The sequence below is a fragment of the Komagataeibacter oboediens genome, from assembly GCF_018491655.1.
GTDB lineage: Bacteria > Pseudomonadota > Alphaproteobacteria > Acetobacterales > Acetobacteraceae > Komagataeibacter > Komagataeibacter oboediens.
The window spans coordinates 23,640-44,979 of the sequence record NZ_JABLUU010000020.1; the positions used below are offsets into that span (position 1 = coordinate 23,640).

19 protein-coding genes are annotated in these 21,340 nt (G+C 59.9%); 11 read left to right on the forward strand and 8 right to left on the reverse strand.

The features are described from left to right. The 3 genes from HNO79_RS14240 to HNO79_RS14250 all read left to right on the forward strand — a co-directional run bounded on the left by HNO79_RS14240 (window position 1) and on the right by HNO79_RS14250 (window position 3,014). Window positions 1–342, forward strand: coding sequence for a DUF736 domain-containing protein (locus HNO79_RS14240; RefSeq protein WP_214165642.1), 342 nt, complete (start codon window positions 1–3; stop codon window positions 340–342). Beyond that, window positions 339–1,043 carry a lytic transglycosylase domain-containing protein gene (locus HNO79_RS14245; RefSeq protein WP_214165643.1) on the forward strand — a complete coding sequence of 235 codons (705 nt, stop codon included), beginning with the start codon at window positions 339–341 and terminating at the stop codon, window positions 1,041–1,043. The genes HNO79_RS14240 and HNO79_RS14245 overlap by 4 nt, the downstream gene beginning before the upstream one ends. Window positions 1,044–1,271: 228 nt before the next feature. Next, the gene (locus HNO79_RS14250; RefSeq protein ID WP_214165644.1) at window positions 1,272–3,014 is read left to right on the forward strand and encodes a relaxase/mobilization nuclease domain-containing protein; all 1,743 of its coding nucleotides are present in this window, start codon (window positions 1,272–1,274) and stop codon (window positions 3,012–3,014) included. A 26-nt stretch (window positions 3,015–3,040) separates the two neighbouring features. Here HNO79_RS14250 and HNO79_RS14255 read toward each other — a convergent pair whose 3' ends face one another. From HNO79_RS14255 to HNO79_RS14285, 7 genes are all read right to left on the reverse strand, one after another. Then, window positions 3,041–6,304 carry an efflux RND transporter permease subunit gene (locus HNO79_RS14255; protein WP_214165645.1) on the reverse strand — a complete coding sequence of 1,088 codons (3,264 nt, stop codon included), beginning with the start codon at window positions 6,302–6,304 and terminating at the stop codon, window positions 3,041–3,043. Window positions 6,305–6,397: 93 nt separating this feature from the next. Beyond that, on the reverse strand, window positions 6,398–6,916 hold the full coding sequence (locus HNO79_RS14260; protein WP_214165646.1) for a Fur family transcriptional regulator: 519 nt from the start codon (window positions 6,914–6,916) through the stop codon (window positions 6,398–6,400). Window positions 6,917–6,984: 68 nt separating this feature from the next. After that, entirely contained in the window at window positions 6,985–7,860 is an 876-nt protein-coding gene (locus HNO79_RS14265) for an energy transducer TonB family protein (protein WP_244987557.1), read from the reverse strand. After that, window positions 7,857–8,342, reverse strand: coding sequence for a TonB system transport protein ExbD (gene exbD, locus HNO79_RS14270; RefSeq protein WP_214165647.1), 486 nt, complete (start codon window positions 8,340–8,342; stop codon window positions 7,857–7,859). The genes HNO79_RS14265 and exbD overlap by 4 nt, the downstream gene beginning before the upstream one ends. A 5-nt stretch (window positions 8,343–8,347) precedes the next feature. Beyond that, complete coding sequence (exbB, locus tag HNO79_RS14275) at window positions 8,348–9,097, reverse strand: tonB-system energizer ExbB (RefSeq protein ID WP_214165648.1); 750 nt, start codon at window positions 9,095–9,097, stop codon at window positions 8,348–8,350. Next, complete coding sequence (locus HNO79_RS14280) at window positions 9,094–9,345, reverse strand: hypothetical protein (protein WP_214165649.1); 252 nt, start codon at window positions 9,343–9,345, stop codon at window positions 9,094–9,096. Before HNO79_RS14280 ends, exbB begins: the two co-directional genes overlap by 4 nt. Next, complete coding sequence (locus HNO79_RS14285; RefSeq protein WP_214165650.1) at window positions 9,342–10,589, reverse strand: PepSY-associated TM helix domain-containing protein; 1,248 nt, start codon at window positions 10,587–10,589, stop codon at window positions 9,342–9,344. The genes HNO79_RS14280 and HNO79_RS14285 overlap by 4 nt, the downstream gene beginning before the upstream one ends. 453 nt (window positions 10,590–11,042) lie before the next feature. On the opposite strand from HNO79_RS14285, the gene HNO79_RS14290 reads away from it, so the two are divergent. From HNO79_RS14290 to HNO79_RS14300, 3 genes are all read left to right on the forward strand, one after another. Beyond that, entirely contained in the window at window positions 11,043–11,549 is a 507-nt protein-coding gene (locus tag HNO79_RS14290) for an RNA polymerase sigma factor (RefSeq protein WP_214165651.1), read from the forward strand. Between the two features lie 130 nt (window positions 11,550–11,679). After that, a complete protein-coding gene (locus tag HNO79_RS14295; RefSeq protein ID WP_214165652.1) occupies window positions 11,680–12,651 on the forward strand; it encodes a FecR family protein in 972 nt (323 codons plus the stop codon). Window positions 12,652–13,058: 407 nt separating this feature from the next. Continuing rightward, on the forward strand, window positions 13,059–15,551 hold the full coding sequence (locus HNO79_RS14300) for a TonB-dependent siderophore receptor (protein ID WP_244987558.1): 2,493 nt from the start codon (window positions 13,059–13,061) through the stop codon (window positions 15,549–15,551). Window positions 15,552–15,841: 290 nt separating this feature from the next. On the opposite strand, the gene HNO79_RS14305 is transcribed toward HNO79_RS14300, so the two are convergent. Then, complete coding sequence (locus HNO79_RS14305) at window positions 15,842–16,744, reverse strand: LysR family transcriptional regulator (protein ID WP_214165654.1); 903 nt, start codon at window positions 16,742–16,744, stop codon at window positions 15,842–15,844. Window positions 16,745–17,032: 288 nt separating this feature from the next. Between HNO79_RS14305 and HNO79_RS14310 the strand changes: the two genes are divergently transcribed. From HNO79_RS14310 to HNO79_RS14330, 5 genes are all read left to right on the forward strand, one after another. After that, complete coding sequence (locus HNO79_RS14310) at window positions 17,033–19,039, forward strand: conjugal transfer protein TraG (RefSeq protein WP_214165655.1); 2,007 nt, start codon at window positions 17,033–17,035, stop codon at window positions 19,037–19,039. After that, the gene (locus tag HNO79_RS14315) at window positions 19,036–19,458 is read left to right on the forward strand and encodes a CopG family transcriptional regulator (protein ID WP_214165656.1); all 423 of its coding nucleotides are present in this window, start codon (window positions 19,036–19,038) and stop codon (window positions 19,456–19,458) included. The genes HNO79_RS14310 and HNO79_RS14315 overlap by 4 nt, the downstream gene beginning before the upstream one ends. 270 nt (window positions 19,459–19,728) lie before the next feature. Continuing rightward, window positions 19,729–20,685 carry a P-type conjugative transfer ATPase TrbB gene (trbB, locus tag HNO79_RS14320; protein WP_214165657.1) on the forward strand — a complete coding sequence of 319 codons (957 nt, stop codon included), beginning with the start codon at window positions 19,729–19,731 and terminating at the stop codon, window positions 20,683–20,685. Then, window positions 20,682–21,050, forward strand: a complete 369-nt coding sequence (locus tag HNO79_RS14325) for a TrbC/VirB2 family protein (RefSeq protein WP_408885695.1) — start codon at window positions 20,682–20,684, stop codon at window positions 21,048–21,050. Before trbB ends, HNO79_RS14325 begins: the two co-directional genes overlap by 4 nt. Next, window positions 21,050–21,334, forward strand: coding sequence for a VirB3 family type IV secretion system protein (locus HNO79_RS14330; protein WP_010511125.1), 285 nt, complete (start codon window positions 21,050–21,052; stop codon window positions 21,332–21,334). The genes HNO79_RS14325 and HNO79_RS14330 overlap by 1 nt, the downstream gene beginning before the upstream one ends. Window positions 21,335–21,340 lie beyond the last annotated feature (6 nt).

A 21,340-nucleotide genomic window follows, 5' to 3' on the forward strand; every position in this document is an offset into this window, starting at 1 on the left:
ATGGCCCAGATCGGACTCTTCACGCGCACGGCAGACGGTTTTTCCGGACGTCTGCGCACACTCTCGCTGGATGCCGAACTGACACTGGTGCGCATCGAGACGCCGGAAGGTGGCAACGCGCCTGATTATCGCATCCATCTCGGTGATGGCAGCGACGGCCCCGAAGTCGGCGCGGGCTGGACACGCACCGGCGAACGGGCCGGCGAATACATCGTCGTGGTGCTTGATGACCCGTCGTTGGCACAGAGCGTACGCGCGACCCTATTCCAGTCGGGCCGTGGCGGACGGGTCTGGCAACTTGTCTGGAGCCGCCCGCAGAAACGTCAGGGAACCCGCGAATGATGCGCCTGACTGCAGGAACAGGGCAAAAGGGCAGCAACTCCCATGTGTGTGCCCGCTCCATCCTGTGTCGGCTGTGCTGCACGGGACTGGTAGCGTCGCTGATATTTCTGGCACGTCCGGCCTGTGCGCAGGATATCGACGGGCTGATCCGTCAGGCCGCCCTGCGTGTCGCCCTGCCGCCGGAATGGATCCGTGCGGTGATGCAGGTGGAAAGCGGTCGGGATGCGCATGCGATCTCTGCAAAGGGCGCGATGGGTCTCATGCAGATCATGCCTGCAACATGGCAGGGGTTGCAGCATGATCTCGGCCTCGGTGCCGATCCTTTCGATCCGCAGGACAACATCCTCGCCGGGGCCAGCTATCTCCGAATGCTGCATGACCGCTACGGGGATGCGGGCTTTCTGGCTGCCTACAATGCCGGTCCGGGGCGTTATGAAGCCCATCTCGTCACGGGGCGGCCCTTGCCGCAGGAGACGCGGGATTACGTGGCGTCCGTTGCGCAACTGCTGGACGGACGCACGTTGTCTGCAGACGTTCTGCACCACATCGACGCAACTGTTGCGCGGAATCAGCCGGAGGATACGCTGTTTGCGGGGCACGTCATATGGCGTTCGTCCGGGGCTTTCCCGCATGCGCCGAAAGCACTGGCTGACATGTCGCAGGCGTTGTTCGTGCCCGTCTCGATGGGGCCGGCACCATGACCAGGTATGCGCGGAAGCCCTCGCAGCAGGGGGGCAAGAAGGCAGGGAAACGGCGATTGTCCTGGGGATCGGGTCTCTGGGGCTTAACGCAAGATAAAAGCCGCAAGGTGCGGCATGGTTGGGGAGGGCAGTTTTTCTGGGTTTTTCACAAGGTCATTTTGCCGCGTCAAGGTCTCAGGCGGCCTGATTGCCCTGTTTTCAATATGTTAGTGCAAGGTGCGGCCCGTCATGGCCCGCGATGACGATTTCCGGGTCCGCCCCGGTCGCATCCACTCGACCCGTGCCCGCCAAGGCCGGTCTTTCATCGGGCGCGTGCTGGCCGCGACCAACCGGGCCGGGGGCATGGGGCGTCCGGGATCGGCAAACGGACGCAAGGGACCATCGACCTTCGGGCGGGGCAGGGGAGCGGCAGCGCGTGCCAACCGTCTCCTGTCGCGGCGCACCCGGCTTGCCATCGTCAAGGCGAGGGTGGTTCGACATGGCGCACGGGCTACATTGCGTGCCCATCTGTCCTATCTCCAGCGTGAAGGTGTCACGAAGGACGGGGAGAAGGCCCGGCTGTTCGGGGCCGAGCGCGACCATGTGCCCGCGCGTGAATTTGCCGAGCGGTGTCAGGATGACCGGCATCATTTCCGCTTCATCGTTGGACCTGAGGATGCGGTGGACATGGCGGATCTGAAAACTTTCACGCGGGAACTGATGACGCAGGCCGAGCAGGATCTCGGCACGCGTCTTGACTGGGTGGCGGTCAGTCACTGGAATACCGACAACCCGCATGTCCATGTCATCGTGCGGGGCAAGGATCAGGCTGGCGAGGATCTGGTCATCTCGAAGGATTATATCCGCGAGGGCCTGCGTGCCCGTGCCCAGAATCTTGTTACCCTCGAACTCGGCCCGCGCACTGAAAATGAAATCCGCCGGAACGTGGAGCGCCAGGTCGAGGCGGAGCGCTGGACCCAGCTGGACCGGCAGTTGCAGCAGGACGCGGATCAACGCGGCATTATCGATCTGGCGCCATCTCCCGACCGGCAGCCTGACGCCTTCGCGGTTATGAAAGTCGGACGGCTGCGGCGTCTGGAGCGCATGGGTCTCGCCCATGAGGTGCGTGCCGGGCAATGGCGTCTTGATGAAACGGCGGAGGTCACCTTGCGCGAGATGGGTCAGCGCAATGACATCATCAAGCGCATCCATCGCGGTCTGAGCGAGCAGGGGATCGAACGCGCTTCGGCGTCCTGGGTGCTGGCCGGGGAAGAACTGGCCGAGCCCGTAATTGGGAGTCTGGTCGCACGTGGTCTGGATGATGAGATGAAAGGGAACGCCTATGCCGTAATCGATGGCGTGGATGGGCGGACACATCATGTCCATTTGCCTTCGCTGGAGGCTGCCGGGGATGTCCCGCCCGGCGGTTTAGTCGAATTGCGGAACTATGAGGATGGCAAGGGTCATCGACGGACCACGCTCGCTATGCGTTCGGACCTGTCGATCAGCGAACAGGTGCAGGCACGTGGCGCAACATGGCTGGACCGCCAGCTTGTCGCCCGTGATCCGGTGGCGCTGGGTGAGGCGGGCTTCGGGGCGGAGGTCCGCGATGCTCTGCGCGAGCGCAGCGCTCATCTGGTCGAGCAGGGACTGGCGCGACGTGACGGCGAGAAGACCATTTATCCGCGCGGGATGATTGCCACGCTCCGGGAAAGGGAGGTCGGTGAACTGGCCCGACGGCTGGAGGCGGAGCAGGGGTTTGCTCATCAGCCATCCGGTACAGGCGAGTATGTGTCAGGGACTTATCGCCAGCGCTTCGTCCTGGCATCCGGTCGGATGGCAATGATCGATAACGGGCTTGGCTTTCAGCTCGTACCGTGGACTCCCTCGCTGGAAAAACAGCGGGGCAGGGAGGTCTCGGGGATCGCCCGTGATGATGGCGGTGTCGACTGGTCGTTCGGGAGACGGCGGGATCAGGGGCTGGAAATCTGACGCCATCTGTTTGCGGGAGCGGACGCTCAGGTTCGACGTGTCCGGATCCATCGCAGTTTCAGGCGTTGCAGGTAATCGGTACACCGCGCCACCAGCAGATAGAGTGCGGGCGTGGTGAACATGGTCTGGGCCTGACTGACGAGCAGGCCGCCGATCAGCGCGATGCCCAGCGGCTGGCGCAGTTCCATCCCGTAGCCCCCCATCAGCACCAGGGGCAGCGCGCCGAGGGCGGCGGCAAAAGTGGTCATGACGATGGGCCGCAGTCGCAGCAGGCAGGCCTCGCGGATGGCGTCCCGTGGCATCAGGCCGCGTTCGCGTTCGGCATGGATGGCAAAATCCACCAGCAGGATCGCGTTCTTGAGCGAGATGCCGGTGAGCAGCAGCATGGCGATCACCGCCATGCCCGAGAACGGCAGCCCGAAGAGATCGAGGGCCATGATGGCCCCGATCCCGGCTGAGGGAATGGTGGAGATGATGGTCAGCGGGTGCCACACGCTTTCATAGAGCATGCCCAGCGTGATCCAGACAGCCAGGATGGCCGCGATGATCAGGATCTCGCTGTCATGCGTGCTTTTTCCAACATCCCCCTCATCGCTCTGCAATTCCCCGGTGATGGTCTCCGGCAGATGCAGGCTCCGCCATTCCTGATCGATAACAGATTGTGCCTGTGACAGGCTGACACCCGGCGCCAGTTCCAGCGCCAGCGAGGCGGAACTGGCGTACCCGATATGGGTGACGGCCACCGGATCGAGACTGGGGGTCATTCGCGCCACCACCGAAAGCGGCACCAATGTCTCCGCCCCGGTCGCCACCGCCGATCCGGTCGAGGCATTCGCTCCGCCCGCCAAAGAATTGGCGATCTGGTTCCGAAACGCCGTGGCACTCGTCGAGGCTGTGGTGCTGGCCGTGGCCGACGTGACCACCCGGATGGTGTTCGACGCCGAACTGCCCGAGGCGGAGCCTCCCGAGGGGCTGATCCAGAACTGTTTCAGGATTTCCGGATCGCGCTGGAAGCGGTTTTCCACGGTCAGCACCACGTTGTATTGCCCGTGGGTCGTGTAGACGACCGAGGCGGTGGTCTGGCCCAGCGCGTCGGACAGGGTATTGCCGATGACCTGCGGTGTGACCCCGACACGGGCAGCGGTATCGCGGTCGATGGCCAGCGTGATCCCCTGTCCCGGCGGATCGACGTCCGGATCCACATCCGTGAACTCCGGGTGACGGCGCAGGGCTTTCGCCAGTTTCCGTGTTGCCGGTCCCAGAAGTCGGTCGTCCTCGCTGCGCAGGATGTAGCTCACCCCGCTGCTGTTCGAGCCCACCCGCATCATGATGTTGCCCGGCGCCTGGGCATGGTATTCGGCGTGGATATCCTTGCCCATCCGGGCGATCACGCGGGTCGCGACTTCCGCCCCGGAAGCCCGCCCGGTGGAGAGATCCCGAAGCGTGGCGAACACCATGCCGTGGCTGGAACCCTCGCCCGTATCCAGATAGGCGATGACATGCGTGACCGCCGGATCCTCCAGCAGCACCCTGCTGAAGCGCTCCAGCCGGGCTTTTGTCTGCGCCAGTGAACTGCCGCTGCCTCGCGATCCGCCCGAGACGATGCCGATATCCTGACGCGGAAACACAACCTTTGGCATACGGGTGAACAGGACTACACCCACCAGCAGGGTCAGTGGCAGCAGCAACGCGGTCTTGCCGGGATGGCTGAGGCAGAATTCCAGAATGCGGCGATACAGGCTGCCACTGTGTTTCTCGTGGTCCAGAAAATCTGCGGCATCCCCTTCTGGATGAACGGCTGTTCTGTTCTCAGAAAACCGCATGCACAGCGCCGTCAGACACGGCGTGACCATACAGGACAGAACCAGCGACACGGTCACGGCGATCCCCACCGTTCCGGCAAACTCCCGGAACAGCCGTCCGGTCAGACCGGAGGCCAGTCCGATCGGCAGGAACACCGCCAGTACCGAGACGGTAATGGACAGCAGCGTGAACGCCACCTCGCTTGCCCCGGCAATGGCGGCCTCGTCGATGGAAAGCCCCCGCTCGCGCATGCGGATGACGTTCTCGATCACCACGATGGCGTCATCCACCACCAGCCCCGTGACCACCGTCAGCGCCATGAGCGAGAGATTGTCCAGCCCGAACCCCGCCAGATGCATCGGCCCAAGACTGGCGATCAGGCAGCATGGCACGATGATCGCGGCTGCGATGGATGCCGTCCACGAGCGCAGGAACACCCACACCACGGCCAGAGCCAGCAGACAGGACGCCAGCAGTGTCACCAGCGTATGGTGCAGCGAGGAGCGGATCACCGCCGAACCATCCCGCGCAACCGCGATATCCGCCCCGGGCGGCATCAGCGTGCGCAACTGCGGCAGGCGGCCCTTCACCGCATCGACGATGCCGACCAGATTGGCTCCCGGCTGGGCGCGTACCATCAGGGTCAGGGCCTGTTTCCCGTCAAAGAACGCTGCCGCGTTCACGTCCTGCATGCTGTCGGTGACGGTCGCCACATCACGGAGCCGGATGGGACGACCGCTCTTATAGGCGATCACCAGATCCCGGTAGGCATCGGCATGTTCGGCCTGGTCGTTGACCGCCAGTTGATAACGCTGGTCGCCCATGTCGATCACGCCCTTGGGCGTATGCGCATTGGCCGAGGCCAGGGCCGCGCGCAGGTTCTCGAACCCCATGCCGTATTTGAAAAACAGCAGCGGGTTCATCTCCACCCGCACGGCGGGTGCGGAACTGCCCATGAGCGTCACATCGCCTACCCCCTGCACCTGCAGGAGCATCGGCCGCAGCGTCGTGTTCACCAGATCATAGAGGCGCGACATGGATTGCAGGCCGGGTGTCACCGCCAGGATCAGCACCGGCGTCGCGTTGGGGTTGGCGCGATGATATTGCGGGTCCGATCCCGGCGTGGTCGGCAGGTCACGCCGGGCCGCCCGGATCGCTGCTTCCACGTCTCGGGCCGCGCCATTGAGGTCACGGCCCAGTTCAAACCCCAGCGAGATGGAGGTCTGCCCCCGTGTGGAGGAAGACATCATCTGTGTAACGCCCGCGATATTGCCCAGATGCCGCTCCAGCGGGGCGGCCACCGTGCGGGCCATGACCTCGGGCGAGCCACCGGCGTTGGAGGCCGAGACCGAGATCACCGGCAGATCGACATCGGGCAAGTCCGAGACCGGCAGGAGGGGCAGCGCCATCAGGCCCGACAGCACGGCGGAGAGCAGCAGAAGGAGCGTCGCTACCGGGCGATGGACGAACCAGGCGATGAATTTCAAGGAAGATGTCCCGTCACTGCGGGAGGGCTCACTCTATAAGACGATCGACGCGGGCATTTTTTCAGAGAAAGACGAAAAAATATCCGGCGTCTGTCAGCGGGCCTCCAGATCATGCCCGGCTGACGGTGTGACCGTGATGGCGGCGGCCTGCACCGCCAGACCGTGCTCGGCCGCGACCCGACGCAGCACTGTGGCGACTTCAGGGGCGTTGCAGGCGATCTTCCGACCCGTGCCGGCTTCTACGAAGGTAATCGCGAGAGCTGCTTTGCGTTCCGGCGCGACGCTGTAGAGCCACTGCCGGTCGGGTGTAACATCCCGGCGCAGGATGGCACGCTCCACAAAGAGGTTGAGATTGCGCTGGATCGACCCCTGGGAGGGCGCGTGCCCATCCTCCATCATCTTTCCCAGTGTTTTCCATATTTCCACCGCCGTCGCGCGTGGTCCGGCTTCGAGGATGCCGTGCAGCAGGATGCGGCGCAGATCGGTCATCTTGATCCCGACCTCTTCGCAGCGGTCTTCCAGCCTGCTTACGGCGCTGCGGCTGGCACCCATGCCAGGACGGATCTCACTCAGGGACGGCGAGGAACGACGATATTCGGAAAAGGCGAGCATGGGTTTGATCCTGTCACGATCAGGGAAAGGGAATGGAAGTAAAAATGGGACACAAAACGGCGAAACCCTCAGTTCCCTCCGGTATGGATGTAGAACTCGACGGGCACTGTCAGGGTGATCGGATCTCCTGCGACACTGTCCGGTGGAATGGGCAGTGGCTGGGCGCGTTTGGGGAGCGCTATGGCTTCCTGATCCAGCAGCGGATGGCCGGAAGAACTGGCGAGTGTCACCGAAAGCACATGGCCCTTGCGGTCCATGGAGAAGGTCACGGTGGGCACGCCTTCCTGGTGATCGGCCATGGCGTCGGACGGGTAGCGCTTGAACTTCTCCAGTTGCGCCAGCAGCGCGCCCTGCCAGGTCACCGGGTCATGCGACGCCTTTGACGACGAGGCACCCGGTGCAGGCGCCGCTTGTGCGGGCGCTGGCGGTGCTTCCGATGACGGCGGCGCGGTTGTCGCCTCGGCGGGTGGCGTCCTGTCCGGGATCGGCTTTTTGAGCATCGGCACCGGTTTATGCTTCTTCACCAGTTTCTTTGGCTTCTCGGGCTTTGGCACCGGGATTGGCGGATTGGGTGCGGGCGAAGGTGGGGCCGTGATCTTGGGTGGTTCAACCGGGGCCGGATCGGGAATGGACTGCGTCTGCTGTGGTCCCGGCGGCAGATCCGTGGGCGGGGTCGGTGTTGAGACCGGTTCGGGGGCCATATCGATGGCAATGGCGGCGGGCGGTGGTTCCGGCACCGCCATGACCGGTGGCGGCAGGCGCATGATCCACCAGATCGCTCCGCCACCGACCGCCAGCACGGCGAGGAAGGACAGACCCCAGCGCAGGGCGTCATCCCGCCGGGCCAGTCGCAACTGGCCACGTTGCCACTCGGCAAAGGAAGGTGCTGCCGTGCTGGTGGCGGGATGCCCTTCGGCCTGCGTCATGTCGGACGCACTGCTCATGGGGTCGCGCCTGACGCCGGGGCAGCGTTGCCAGACGGCACAGGCGTCGAACCTGCCTCGCTGCCCTCTTCCTGTCCCTGAAGATTGACCAGCGCGACCTTGAGGTAGCCGGCGGACCGCAGCTTATCCATAACACCCATCAGTGTGCCGTAATCAACTGTCTTGTCGGCGCGGAGAAAGATGCGCTCGTCCTTGTTGCCCTTGGTCGCACTCTCCAGTGCGCCGGGCAGCGCATCGGCGGAGATGTCGTCTTCGCCAAGAGCCAGTCCGTGATCGGCCTTTACTGTCAGGAACACCGGATCATCGGGGCGCGGCGTCGGCTTCTCGGTCGAGGACGGCAGGTCGACTGGCACGTTCACCGTGGTCAGCGGGGCCGTGACCATGAAAATCACCAGCAGGACCAGCATCACGTCAATGAACGGCGTGACGTTGATCTCGCTCGCCTCGTGCGGGCTTTCATCGGTGTGGCGGATACGGATCATCCCGCTTACTCCCCGGCGACCGAGCGGCTGTCGCGCGATGCGCCCAACCGTACCACCTGTCCACTGGCGGTCAGGGCCTGCATGCGGCCCAGATCGCGCGAGACCAGACGCATGACCAGCGCAGTGAGGTCGGCAACCTGCGCGCGGCACGAGGCGGTCTGGCGGGCAAGATGATTGTAGATCACCACCGCCGGGATCGCGGCCACCAGACCGAGCGCGGTGGCCAGCAGGGCCTCGGCAATACCGGGTGCGACAACGGCGAGGCTGGTCGCCTTGCTGGCAGCAATGCCGGTGAAGGAGGTCATGATCCCCCACACCGTACCGAACAGACCTATGAAGGGCGAGGTTGCTCCGATGGTGGCCAACACGCCGGTTCCACGCAGGAGCCTGCGCCCCTCAGCGGCCTCAAGACGTTCGAGGTGCAGGACGATGCGTTCCTTCAGTCCCTCGCTGTCATCGGGGATGTCGGCAGAGCGTTTGCGTTCCGTCTCGGCGGCCATCACCAGCGTATGGGCGATGGAGGAATTGCCCCGTGTCCATTCCTCGCCAAGGTCCAGCGTATTGGCCTCTTCCAGCGCTTTTTCGGCCTTCTGGAGTTTCAGGCGCACACGCAGCAGTTCGACTGACTTGGCGATGAAGATGGTCCAGGTCAGCAACGAAGCTGCGGCCAGCAGGATCATTACACAGCGGACCACAGGCCCGGCGTTGAGGAACATGTCCCACGGAGAAAAAGAAATGGGGGCAAGATCGGTCATGAGAGACCTCCTTTGGAAGACGGTCTGCACCACGCCCGGATCAGGCAGATGACCGTAACGATGAGGGGAATGGACAGGGCGGCCCAGGACAGGGCCAGCCAGACGCCGTGCTGGCCCAGCAGGGCGGACAGCAGGCCGAAGGTGGTGAGCAGACCCAGTGCGATGGGCCATGGCCAGATGGCGACGGACGGACGTGATGTCGAAACAGGTTGGGATGACATGGGGGTTTCGGGAGAGACGGCGTTCATCGGACGGTCTCCGCCGTCAGGACAGAAACAGCCGTATCGTCTACGTCATCCAGTTCGTAACCCAGCGCCCGCAGCCGGGCGTCGGTGGCGATCCTGCGTTTGCCAGCCCACAGCACCAGACCGCTGGCCAGCACGCCGATCACCACCACATCGAGCAGCGCCCACAGGATTTTCAGGGGCATGCCGCCGTAATCACCGAAATGCAGGGGACGGGAAATTTCGAGGAAGCGGAGATACCACGGCATCGGATACGCCCCGGTCAGCTCGCCCGTGCGGGCATCGACCAGCACCGGCGTGAACAGTCGGGCGCGCAGCGGGGTCGCACCCCGGGTCCAGAGCACATAATGCACAGGGCTGCCGAAGGAGGCGCCGGGGAAGGACAGGCCGGTCACCTCATTGCCGGGAGCCGCCTTTGCCGCCGTATCGAATGCGGCCTGCACCGAGGACAGATGGTCTTGCGACGGCACCGGCAGATTGGCGTAGGGACGTAAAATCTGCCGCACATCGGTCACGCGCCACAGGCCGAACAGCGGGGTCTGGAGTTCGTTGACCAGCCCGGTGAAGCCCACCACGGTTGCCCAGACCAGCGTGGCCACACCCAGCAGGTTGTGTAGGTCCAGCCAGGTCAGGCGTGAGGCCCGATCCGTTCGGACCGAGCCAAACGGTAGGCGCTTCATGAAGCGGCCATACAGCACCGTGCCGGACACCAGCGAGACCACGAAGACGCCGCCCATTACGCCGAGAAACAGGCGGCCTGTCAGTCCTGCAAACAGACTTGTGTGAAGCTGGTTGCAGATGCCCATGATGATGCCCGTCCAGGTGCGCGGCTCCTTGGGCGCATCGGCGGGGCGCGACTGCTCCAGCACCTTGGCCGTGCGGGCGTCGAACTTGATCCAGTGTCCGGAATGGCGGTCGGGGTGGTTCTCGTCGTCCTTGAGCGCCTGCCAGCTTGGAGCCATGGAGACCAGAACAGCCGGTTCATCGTCGTCAGGATTGACGCTGGTGATGATCTGGCCGGGATAGAGCGCACGCGCCTTGTCCACGATGACATCCAGACTGACGTTGGGCGTGCCCGGCGGCAGAACCTCGTAAGGCGGGTCATCGTCGCCGACGAACGCGTCCCAGATCTGCTCGGAGAACAGCAGCGGCAGGCCGGTCACGCACACGATCAGCAGGAACAGCGTGCAGACCAGGCTCGTCCATTTATGGACCACGAACCAGCGACGAAGCGTGCGGGTGGTCATGGCACAAACGCGCCGACGAATACTGCCGGTCTGCTACCTTTTAAGGAATAAGAATAACACTGAATCGCAACTGAATGGCGGAAAGGCGGGCAACCGTGCTGCATATGAACTCTCCCTGCGTGCCCGGAACACGCAGTCGACGACGGCGTCCGGAATGAAAACGGGGCGAACCCCTGCTGGGAGTATGGATGCTTGGCGATGCCGTTTTTTCAGAAAAAAGAGCGATGAATGACAGACACGTGATATGCGGTTTTTGAAGGACTTGCGTCTTACCCACAGAAAACAGCCTTTCTTTCATCGTAGGTGTCCTGTTCATTGACCCTCGCTGAACTGCGGCGAAACCGGCGGCCTGCTGCTAAATCTTGCGGAAACTCGGACCCTGTGTCATCACAATTGCGAATCCTTCTTAATTTCTGAATGCTGGTATTGTGAAGGCATCGGGAACCACCTGTCTTGAAGTCCAAACATCCGTCCCTTGAGCTTTACGAGGCTCACCGCCCCGGCCTTCTGTCCTATGCGCGACAGCTGTCGGGTGACAGCGTGCTGGCGGAAGACATCGTGCAGGATGCGTGGGTGCTCTTTGCGCGGCAGTCCGCCAGCACGATTGCCTCGCCCGGAAGCTACCTGCGGACCATCGTTCGCAACCTTCTGATGACGCGTGCCCGCCGGACAAAAATCGAGCGGATGAGCGAGGCGGACTTTGACGTTGTTACGGCGACCGTTCCCGATGATGCCGCATCACCCGAAGAAACCGTAGCGGCCCGTGAAACGATAATGCGTGTGATGGATGCGCTTGATGCCATGCCCGAGCGACAGGCGGAGGCCATTCGCATGTATCATTTTGAAGGGATGAAATTGCGGGAAGTCGCCGCCGTGCTGGGCGTATCCATTCCAATGGTGCATGGTCTGATCACCGAAGGGTTGGCAGCCTGCAACCGGATACGCAAGGAAGGGCAGTAGGCCTCGGTGGATTTGAATTATTTTCTGAAAAACCGGGGATGCCGCGCATCTTATCGGTATGACCTTGCGATCCTACCTGCTGTGTTCCACCCGGGTTGTCTCTCCCGTTCCGGGACAGGGGAGGCGCAACATGGCTGAGTCCCGCAGTCCCGATGAGGCAGCCGCAGGCTGGCATATCTATCTCCGTGAAGAGCCGGACGATCCCGAACTGCGCCGCCAGTTCGAGGCATGGCTGCAGGAAAGCCCGTTGCACCGACAGGCCTGGGCGGAAATCAATGAGACGCTGGGCGTACTCGATCTGGCCCCACCGGAGCGCAAGAGGCGGGGCGGCGCCCGTAGAAGGTTCTGGGGTAGTCCGGCGAACGATCGCACAGGCAGGAGAAAGGCAAAGGTCGCCGCATTTGCCGGCTTTGCCATGGCCGCCTGTATAGCCGCCTTTGTGTTCGTGCCCGACCTGTCACTACGTCTGCGGGCGGACCATTACACGCAGGCAGGCGTGACACAGGACATCCATCTGGCCGACGGCAGTGAGGTCATTCTGGCACCGCGTTCCGCAGTCGCCATGCATATGACGGCTCATGAGCGGCGGATCGATCTGCTGCGCGGCGAGGCCTATTTCGTGGTGCATCATGATGCCAGTCGGCCGTTTACCGTAATTGCCGGACCGGTGACGGCGACGGATATCGGCACGATGTTCGATGCCCGGACAGATGGTGATGAGACGTCCGTAGCGGTGCGGGAAGGGGCCGTGCATGTGTCCGCAGAGGGAAGCATCGGCCTGGAGCGCGACCTGCATGCGGGGGATCGCGTCGATGTCAGAGGCGCCCAGGTCATATCCGATACGCAGGCACCCGAGACTATCGGGCTTTGGCGCGACGGAATGCTTGTGGCGCAGGACAATACCATCGCTGACATGGTGGCAGCGCTCCAGCCCTGGACCAGCACCCGGATCATCGTCGCGCATGACACGCTGGCAGTACGTAAGGTCAGCGGTTCCTACGACCTGCATCATCCGGAAACGTCGCTGCAACTGATCGTGCATCCCTATGGGGGAAAAGTCATGTCCGTAACGCCCTGGTTTGCACTTGTGACGGGGCGCTGAGACAGTCTGACGGGCTGGTTTCTCGTTGCTCGTAAGGCGTTCTCACAGACATCGATTCAGCCCCGCATACACGGCAGCGGACGTGACATGCTTCAGATCGCAGGAAATGGCCTCTGCGAGAGGACAGCTCTGTCTGGGAGCGTGTGCCGAGGTGTGGGGGCTGAATTCAGAAAAATGCGCAACCTCACGGAAAAGAAAAAACCCTTATTAAACAGAGTGATAAAGAGCATCACGCAAAAAAAATAAAAAAATCTGCAATTTTTTCCGAAAAAACGGCCCTCCCGTGCATCTCACTTACCATGCCCATTGGATGCAAATGAATTGCATTAAAAATTGAGATGACAGGAAGAGCCGCGCCCATGCATTCGTCAGGATTTCTGAGGAGACCGATAGCCGCATCGGTCCTGATGCTCGCCACCACCACCGCGTTGACGTCCTTTGTCCCGACCAGAGCGCGGGCAGAGACCGCGCAGGCACAGCCAAAATACAGCTTCAATATTCCTGCCGGATCGCTGTCGAGTGCGCTGGTCTCGTTTAGCGCCCAGTCCCGTATTCAGGTGACATCACAGGCGCCGACACTGGCCGGTCATACGACTACTGGGCTACGGGGACAGTTTACGTCTAGTGAAGCGTTGGCGCGTATTCTTCAGGGAAGTGGGTTGTCATACCAGACGCTGGGAGAACATGCTTTCCAGATTGTGCCCGCACCCAAGGCCGCCAATATCACGCTTGGTCCGGTGCGGGTCGGAGGTAGCTTTAACGCACATGCAGCAGCTATCGGTCCAGGTAACGGTTATGTTGCCACCTATACTGATGCAGGGACGAAGACCGATACGCCTCTATGGGAAATTCCGAGTTCTGTTTACGTAATTACCAAACAGGAAATTCAGGACCAACAAGCACAAAATATTATGGAAGTACTCCGTTATATGCCCGGAGTATATGCTGAGAAGACAGGAACTGCAAACAATGGAAATGCAGGTACATCCGGGGGCGGATTTATGCAGCGTGGTTTTCAATCCACGCAGTATGTTGATGGTATATTATCGAACTCAAGATCGGCTGGAGAAACGGCATTTGTCGAGAGAGTAGAAGCTCTAAATGGTCCAGCTTCAGTGATGTATGGTCAAACAGGGCCGGGGGGTATTATCGCAACACGTTTAAAACAACCCACTGATACACCGATTAGAAATGTATCCGTAGGTTTCGGAAATTGGGGCCGCTACGAAGCTACCTTTGATGTCAGTGACAAAATCACGAAATCAGGAAATGTAAAATATAGAATTGCTGGAATTGGCGACACTCAAGGAACACAAACGGACTATGTAAATTATAAGAGAGTTGGTATTCTTCCTTCTATAAAATGGGATATTGACAATAAAACAAGCCTTACGTTGGTAGGAAGTTACATGTATACGCCGGATTCAGGTATGTATGGTACCGGCTATCCCCTCGTAGGTACGTTGATCCGTGGGAAAGAAGGATATCTTCCACGTAGCCGTTTTCTTGGAGAGCCGACCAACCAGATACAGTCTACTAAAGAAGCCCGCTTCGAATATCAGTTTGCGCACAAATTTAATAAATACTTAGAATTTCAGCAAACGTTTATGTATGAAGATTCTAAAGCGTATTACAATACTATAACTGGCGGGACATTATCGACTAATGGTTCTACTTATTCAAGGACAGCTAACAAGGCGTGGCAACCCAGTAAAACTATTGGTCTAGATAGCAAAATAATCAGTCATATTTCAACTGGTCCTGTAAGCCATACAATAGTGGTTGGTATGGATTTCCGACAAGTAAAAGTGGAGCAGAACCTCTATTATGACCTAAGTGGTAAGTCAATAAATATTTGGTCGCCGCAATACGGATGGACTCCAAACTATAGTTGGTCGGGCCCTGACAATATTACAAATCAGGATATGTTCCAGACATTAAACCAGAAAGGCATATATTTTCAGGATCAGATGAAGTTTCATAAGCTTACTGTGACCTTAGGGGGGCGACAGGACTGGTATGGTTATGATGCAACTGTTTATGCTCAGAGCCACATTGGGGCGACAAATGTGGCACGACATGTAATCGATGTAGAAAAGGAGCCCGCTTCCGCATTTACATGGCGTGCAGGCTTTACGTATAACTTTGATTTTGGGCTGACTCCATACTTCAGTTATGCAACATCATTCATGCCTCAGGTCGGATATTTTGACGTGAACGGGAAACTGTTCAAGCCTAAACAAGGGGATCAGTTTGAAGCTGGTCTAAAATATTTAATCCCGCATTCCAATATTTTTCTGACTGCTGCTGCATACCACATCAAAGAAGCTCACTATGCCATCACCGACACAGATAACCCTGATTATCAAGTCGATGCGGGGACTGTTGTGTCTAAAGGGGTTGAATTGTCCGCGCACGCAAACCTTACCAAGGATCTTCATTTAACAGCTTCTTACAGTTTCAATGATACACGAGTATCAAGGAGTGATACAGTGGAAAAGAAGAGGGATATATACGGGACCGTTATTGGTACCGTTTCAGAGGAAGGAAAATATATTTCTGGACTTCCTCGTAACATGGTCAACATGTTTATTGAATATAACCCTCCCGCCAGAATTCTGCATGGATTTGGTGTGAATTTCGGTGTTCGATATATTGGAATGACCTACGCTGATAATGCAAACTCGTTTAAAGCGCCTGCGTATACTATATTTGATGTCGGTGCTCATTACGATTTTTCTGCATTAACTCCCACTCTCAAGGGATTGAAAGCACAGCTGGCTATATCAAATCTGGCGAACAAGAGATACGTTACATCTTGTAGTTCTAGTAGTGGTGGTGGCGCTTGCTACTACGGACAGGGCCAACGGATATACGGGAACCTTTCGTATAGCTGGTGAAATTTTGCCGACCGAAACTGCACTGATTTTCCTTATTTAGTTTCAACGTATTGCCCCTCGTCTTGATGCCAAAGTCGTGGGGCAACGCCGCTGCAAATTTCGATAGGTGACGGCTGCAAGAAACGTGGGTTGCACTTGCAACGTCCGACGGGTGACCTATGCAAAATTCGTGATATCGCACTGTGCAAGATTCGAGAGTGATGTATGCAACATGCGTGACCTACGTTGGCGTATATTGGATAATGATAGTTCCAAATTAATTTTGAAACCGCAGAGGTCTTGCGTCTTTGTCAGGATATATCCGGATAGCGTTCCCGGAGTAACCGGAGAAAACGAGCCAGAGATGGGTTGGGGTTATCGGCCCGCCAACAGGCTACAAAACGTAGTTCAACAGGCTGGCGACCGTTGAGTACCTGCCGGTAGACAATGTTGGTCAGGCCGTCTCCCGTTGCGCTTTCATAATCGATCATGACGCTGCCGTTCTCCGCCACAAAGGGTTTGAGAAACTGTGTCTCCATATCGTGTGTCACGAGATTGGGGGCGCGCACATCGACTGAGAGATAATGGCGGATGATGTCCGCGATCTCCGGGCCGGGATCCTGTGTGCTGATGAGAAACCGCTCATCGCGCAGAAGGCTCCATTCCAGAACGGGCAGTGCTGCGAGCTTATGATCGGACCGCAGTGCGGCCACACAGCGTTCCGACCAGAGCCGGAGCAGCGCATCCTGCCATTCCAGTCCGCCCGCTGTGACAATTGCAATATCGACCTGTCCAGTTTCGACCTTCTGCAACAGTGATGCACGACTACCGCCCACAAACTTCCACGGAATGGTCGGGTGTCTACGCTGGAATTCCCCCAGCGTTGCCCGGAGGTTTCCGGTCGAGACGGATGTATAATAACCAATCGTAAGGCGGCGGGCTGTCTGCCGGGCACCGGAACCGGGACTGTTCACCAGCATATCCACATCGTGGACGATCTGCCGCGCCACATGCAGGAAGTCGACGCCATGGGATGTTGGTCGTACGCCCGCTGGCGTGCGGATAAAGAGCGTACAGCCAATCATATCTTCCAGTAGGCGGATGTCCTTGGAAAGAAGGGTGGCACGTATGCCCGATGCAGCCGCTGCTTTGCGGAGGCTACGATGCTCGGCGGCCGCGAGCGCGGATCGCAGATGGCGGATTTCGATCGTCATAACAACCTAGATGCGCCTAACGCCTGAATTTTAAGCAGAAAATGAGGGCAGGCGATCCTGCAGGATTCACAACGTCGTTACGGATGTTAACGGCGTGGACCTGGTGCCGTCGTCTCAGGGGAAGGCCATCCCCATGAAAACCTATTGAAGCGCGATTGTGACGTAGAGCCCATGCGAGCGGCGATAATTTTACGCCCGGATACGCCGACCCGCGCGGCCGGGTCTGCGGTGCTGGCATTTATGCCTTTCTCTCGCCTTTTCTCGATTGATGAAAAGGAGGAAACGGCGATGTCAGGAGCGCGGATCCTATGGGGACAGCTGTGCGTCGTACTGGCGCTGGTTGTCTTGTCCTGGTGGGTGGCGACCGAGTGGGTGGCCTGGCAACTGGCATTCCAGCCCGAACTCGGTCAGCCATGGTTCACCTTGTTCCATCACTGGCCGGTCTATGCGCCGCCGCTTGTTTTCTGGTGGTGGTATGAATTCGACGCCTACGCGCCGCACATCTTCTCGCAAGGTGGCTGGATTGCTGGCTCGGGTGGTGTGCTGGCATTTCTCGTGGCTATCGCCATGTCGGTGCGTCGTGCGCGGGAGGCCAGACGGGCCGCTACCTATGGCAGCGCGCGATGGGCGAATGCCGAAGACCTGCAGAAATCCGGATTGCTCGATCCCGACGGCGTTGTGCTGGGCTGTCACCGCAAGACCTATCTTCGGCATAATGGCCCGGAGCATGTTCTGTGCTTCGCGCCCACACGCTCGGGCAAGGGCGTGGGTCTCGTCATCCCGACACTCCTGACCTGGCCGGGTTCGGCCATCGTGCATGACATCAAGGGGGAGAACTGGCAGGAGACCGCAGGCTTCCGGGGAACATTCAGCCGTGTCCTTCTGTTTGACCCCACCAATCCCCGCTCGGATGCCTACAACCCCTTGCTGGAAATCCGCCGGGGTGAGTGGGAGGTGCGGGACGCCCAGAATGTGGCTGACGTGCTGGTCGATCCCGAGGGCTCTTTGGAACGTCGCAGCCACTGGGAAAAGACAAGCCATTCCCTTCTTGTCGGGGCCATCCTGCATGTCCTGTATGCGGAGAAGGACAAGACCCTCAGCGGCGTGGCAAACCTGCTGTCCGATCCGAAGCGGCCGATCGAGACGACATTGCGCGCGATGATGCGGACGAAGCATCTGGGAGAGGCAGGGCCACACCCCGTGGTGGCCTCGGCCGCTCGGGAACTGCTCAACAAGTCCCCCAATGAACGGTCAGGTGTGCTGTCCACCGCCATGTCATTCCTTGGCCTGTACCGTGATCCGGTCGTGGCCAAGGTGACATCCCGCTGCGCGTGGCGGATCACCAATATCGTGCGTGGCGGCCGCCCCACGACGCTCTATCTCAGCGTGCCGCCATCGGATATCAGCCGGACCAAGCCGCTGATCCGCCTGGTGCTCAACCAGATCGGTCGCCGCCTGACGGAAGACCTGCAACACCAGAAGCAAAATCATCGCCTTCTGCTCATGCTGGATGAGTTTCCGGCGCTCGGGCGTCTCGACTTCTTTGAAAGCGCGCTCGCCTTCATGGCGGGGTATGGCATCAAGGCCTTTCTCATCGCCCAGAGCCTCAACCAGATCGAAAAAGCCTATGGGCAGAACAATTCAATTCTCGACAACTGCCATGTCCGTGTCTGTTTCGCGACGAATGATGAGCGGACGGCTCGACGTGTGTCTGACGCCCTTGGCACGGCTACCGAGGTCCGGGCACAGAAAAACTATGCCGGGTACCGCCTGTCGCCCTGGCTAGGGCATCTGATGGTCTCCCGGCAGGAAAGCGCCCGGCCTCTGCTGACACCCGGCGAGATCATGCAGCTTCCACCTGACGAAGAGGTTGTCATGGCGGCTGGCACGCCGCCAGTGCGCGCCCGCAAGGCGCGTTATTATGCCGATCCGCGCTTGCAGGAACGTATCCTGTCGCCGCCTCCGCCTCCGCCTCGGTCGCTGGCGGGCGCTTCGGGCGCGGATGACTGGAGCGGTAGACCCACGCCAGATCAGATGCCTCCTGAAGATGAAGACACGTTGGCTGGAACGTCTTCCGACGAACCGATGGGTGCAGGACAGAAGCAGACGCGTGAGTTTGATGCAGCCCACACGCCGAAAGCCGGACGGGGGCAGGACGAGCATGAACGCAAAGACCCGGATATCGATCCCGATCATGCCTCCATGCGAGCCAGGCGGGAATTCGAGGATCTCCAGCGAATGACGCGGTTGGCTGCCTTGGATCGGGATGATGGCATGGAGATGGAAGGCCCATGAAACGCGTGCGCAGGAAGCAGCAGATTACAGTGTATCTGGACCCGGTTCTGGCGGAGACGCTCGGCGATCTCGCTACACGTCGTCGCCAGTCCCAGTCCATGCTGGTCGAAACGGCTCTGGCCGCCTTTCTTTCCCCGGAGGACGGAAAAGGTGAGGGGGCGCTGAACCGACGACTGGAACGGCTTGATCGCCGGATCGGTCACATGGAGCGAGACCTTGGGATCAACGTCGAGACACTGGCGCTTTTTATTCGCTTCTGGCTGCTCACAACGCCACCGTTGCCCGAGCCGACTGCGGCCGCTGCCCGTGCCCAGGCGACTGCGCGTTATGAACAGTTCATCGAGACGTTGGCGCGGCATTTAAGTACCGGACACCGTTTGCATCAGGATTTGAGTGGGGAGCAGGAAGTGCTTTCGTGATCGATATCGTAGGAGATGTGCCCTAATACTGGTTTGTCTTAATCTTTATCTAAAAGCCTGCCGATCTGGAGTAATTAGGCGACCTATCCCGACAATTATGCGTTACGCCACGCCCGTCCACGTTGGGCAAGAATCTGCTGTTGAAATTGGTCAGCACATGCCTTTCCTAATACTTCCCGCAACTGATGGAAGTCCTTCTGTCAGCCAAGAAATGCGGGCAAGGTCATGTCTCACGTTTCGTCACAGCAAGGTCGCTCACGTGGTATTTCCATGCTGCGTACGGCTATGGGGACTGCCGTTGCTCATCATCTTTCGGATCCGTCCGTTATTGAAGTCATGCTCAATCCTGACGGGCGGTTATGGATCGACCGTCTGGCTGACGGCATGGTGGATACGGGTGAGACGATCGCGTCTGCCGATGCCGAGCGCATCGTAAGGCTGGTCGCACACCATGTCGGGGCGGAGGTGCATGAAGCAGCACCGCGCGTCTCGGCCGAGTTGCCAACCGGCGAACGGTTCGAGGGGTTGCTGCCGCCAGTGGTGACAGCCCCGAGTTTCGCCATTCGCAAACCGGCGGTCGCGGTCTTTACCCTCGACAATTATGTCGAGGCCGGGATCATGACTGCAGGCCAGGCGGATTATCTCCGTCGCGCGGTCGCGGAACGGAAGAACATCCTGGTCGTAGGCGGGACCAGCACAGGCAAGACCACACTGGTCAACGCCCTGCTGGCCGAAGTCGCAAAAACCAGTGATCGCGTCGTGCTGATCGAGGATACGCGCGAACTGCAATGCATGGCGCCCAATCTCATCGCTCTGCGGACCCGCGAAGGTGTCATCACGCTGTCGGACCTTGTCCGCTCCGGCCTCCGTCTGCGTCCAGACCGTATTCCCATCGGTGAGGTGCGTGGGGCCGAAGCACTGGATCTGGTCAAGGCATGGGGCACCGGGCATCCGGGTGGCATCGGCACGCTGCATGCCGGATCGGTGCTCGCTGCCCTGTATCGGCTGGAACAACTGATCCAGGAGGCGGTGGTCACGGTGCCACGCGCCATGATCGCCGAAACCATCGACGTCATTGCCGTGCTTTCGGGACGCGGTACGGTCCGTCGCCTCTCCGAACTGGCTGAAATCGACGGTCTCGATCCCACGACCGGAGCCTATCGCCTCCGCCCGGTCAGCCTCTCTTCTTCCGAAACATCATTCTCTGCCAATGGAGAATCATCATGAGGTCGCCTTCAAGTCTGCGCGCTATCGTGTGCGCTGGAGCACGTCCTGACCGTCGTATGTCGGAGCTTCGTGTGTTCGGAACATCCATGCTGCTGTCGCTTGTTTTCGCATCATCGGCATGGGCGTCCGGCACGGGGATGCCGTGGGAAACACCGCTCAACGAGATCCTGGAATCCGTGCAGGGACCGGTGGCGAAGATCATCTCGGTGATCATCATCACCATTACCGGTCTGACCCTGGCCTTTGGCGAAACATCAGGAGGGTTCCGCCGCCTGATCCAGATTGTCTTCGGACTCAGCATCGCTTTTGCGGCGTCCAGCTTCTTCCTGTCTTTCTTTTCCTTCTCGGGCGGAGCGCTGATCTGATGGCGGTTCTCTTCGATCCTGAAGCCGAGGCCGTGCCCGGTTATTTCGTGCCCGTGCATCGCTCCCTGACCGAACCGATTTTGCTGGGTGGTGCGCCACGGGCCGTGGCCATTGCCAACGGTACGCTGGCCTCCGCTATAGCCCTCGGCCTGCGGCTTTGGCTGGTCGGGGCGGTGTTCTGGATCGTGGGGCACACCCTCGCGGTCTGGGGAGCGAAGCGCGATCCGCTGTTCATCGAGGTGGGGCGGCGGCATCTCCGCTACCCCGCCTGGCTTCGCGCATAGGGGAGG

Bases quoted from the DNA above. Each gene is read 5' to 3' on its own strand.
- HNO79_RS14245 (WP_214165643.1), top strand. From the start codon at position 339: ATGATGCGCCTGACTGCAGGAACAGGGCAAAAGGGCAGCAACTCCCAT.
- HNO79_RS14280 (WP_214165649.1), bottom strand. From the start codon at position 9,345: ATGAACGCCGTCTCTCCCGAAACCCCCATGTCATCCCAACCTGTTTCG.
- HNO79_RS14260 (WP_214165646.1), bottom strand. From the start codon at position 6,916: ATGCTCGCCTTTTCCGAATATCGTCGTTCCTCGCCGTCCCTGAGTGAG.
- HNO79_RS14300 (WP_244987558.1), top strand. From the start codon at position 13,059: ATGCTCGCCACCACCACCGCGTTGACGTCCTTTGTCCCGACCAGAGCG.
- HNO79_RS14295 (WP_214165652.1), top strand. From the start codon at position 11,680: ATGGCTGAGTCCCGCAGTCCCGATGAGGCAGCCGCAGGCTGGCATATC.
- HNO79_RS14315 (WP_214165656.1), top strand. From the start codon at position 19,036: ATGAAACGCGTGCGCAGGAAGCAGCAGATTACAGTGTATCTGGACCCG.
- HNO79_RS14310 (WP_214165655.1), top strand. From the start codon at position 17,033: ATGTCAGGAGCGCGGATCCTATGGGGACAGCTGTGCGTCGTACTGGCG.
- HNO79_RS14265 (WP_244987557.1), bottom strand. From the start codon at position 7,860: ATGAGCAGTGCGTCCGACATGACGCAGGCCGAAGGGCATCCCGCCACC.
- HNO79_RS14285 (WP_214165650.1), bottom strand. From the start codon at position 10,589: ATGACCACCCGCACGCTTCGTCGCTGGTTCGTGGTCCATAAATGGACG.
- trbB (WP_214165657.1), top strand. From the start codon at position 19,729: ATGCTGCGTACGGCTATGGGGACTGCCGTTGCTCATCATCTTTCGGAT.
- HNO79_RS14305 (WP_214165654.1), bottom strand. From the start codon at position 16,744: ATGACGATCGAAATCCGCCATCTGCGATCCGCGCTCGCGGCCGCCGAG.
- exbD (WP_214165647.1), bottom strand. From the start codon at position 8,342: ATGATCCGTATCCGCCACACCGATGAAAGCCCGCACGAGGCGAGCGAG.
- exbB (WP_214165648.1), bottom strand. From the start codon at position 9,097: ATGACCGATCTTGCCCCCATTTCTTTTTCTCCGTGGGACATGTTCCTC.
- HNO79_RS14240 (WP_214165642.1), top strand. From the start codon at position 1: ATGGCCCAGATCGGACTCTTCACGCGCACGGCAGACGGTTTTTCCGGA.
- HNO79_RS14325 (WP_408885695.1), top strand. From the start codon at position 20,682: ATGAGGTCGCCTTCAAGTCTGCGCGCTATCGTGTGCGCTGGAGCACGT.
- HNO79_RS14250 (WP_214165644.1), top strand. From the start codon at position 1,272: ATGGCCCGCGATGACGATTTCCGGGTCCGCCCCGGTCGCATCCACTCG.
- HNO79_RS14330 (WP_010511125.1), top strand. From the start codon at position 21,050: ATGGCGGTTCTCTTCGATCCTGAAGCCGAGGCCGTGCCCGGTTATTTC.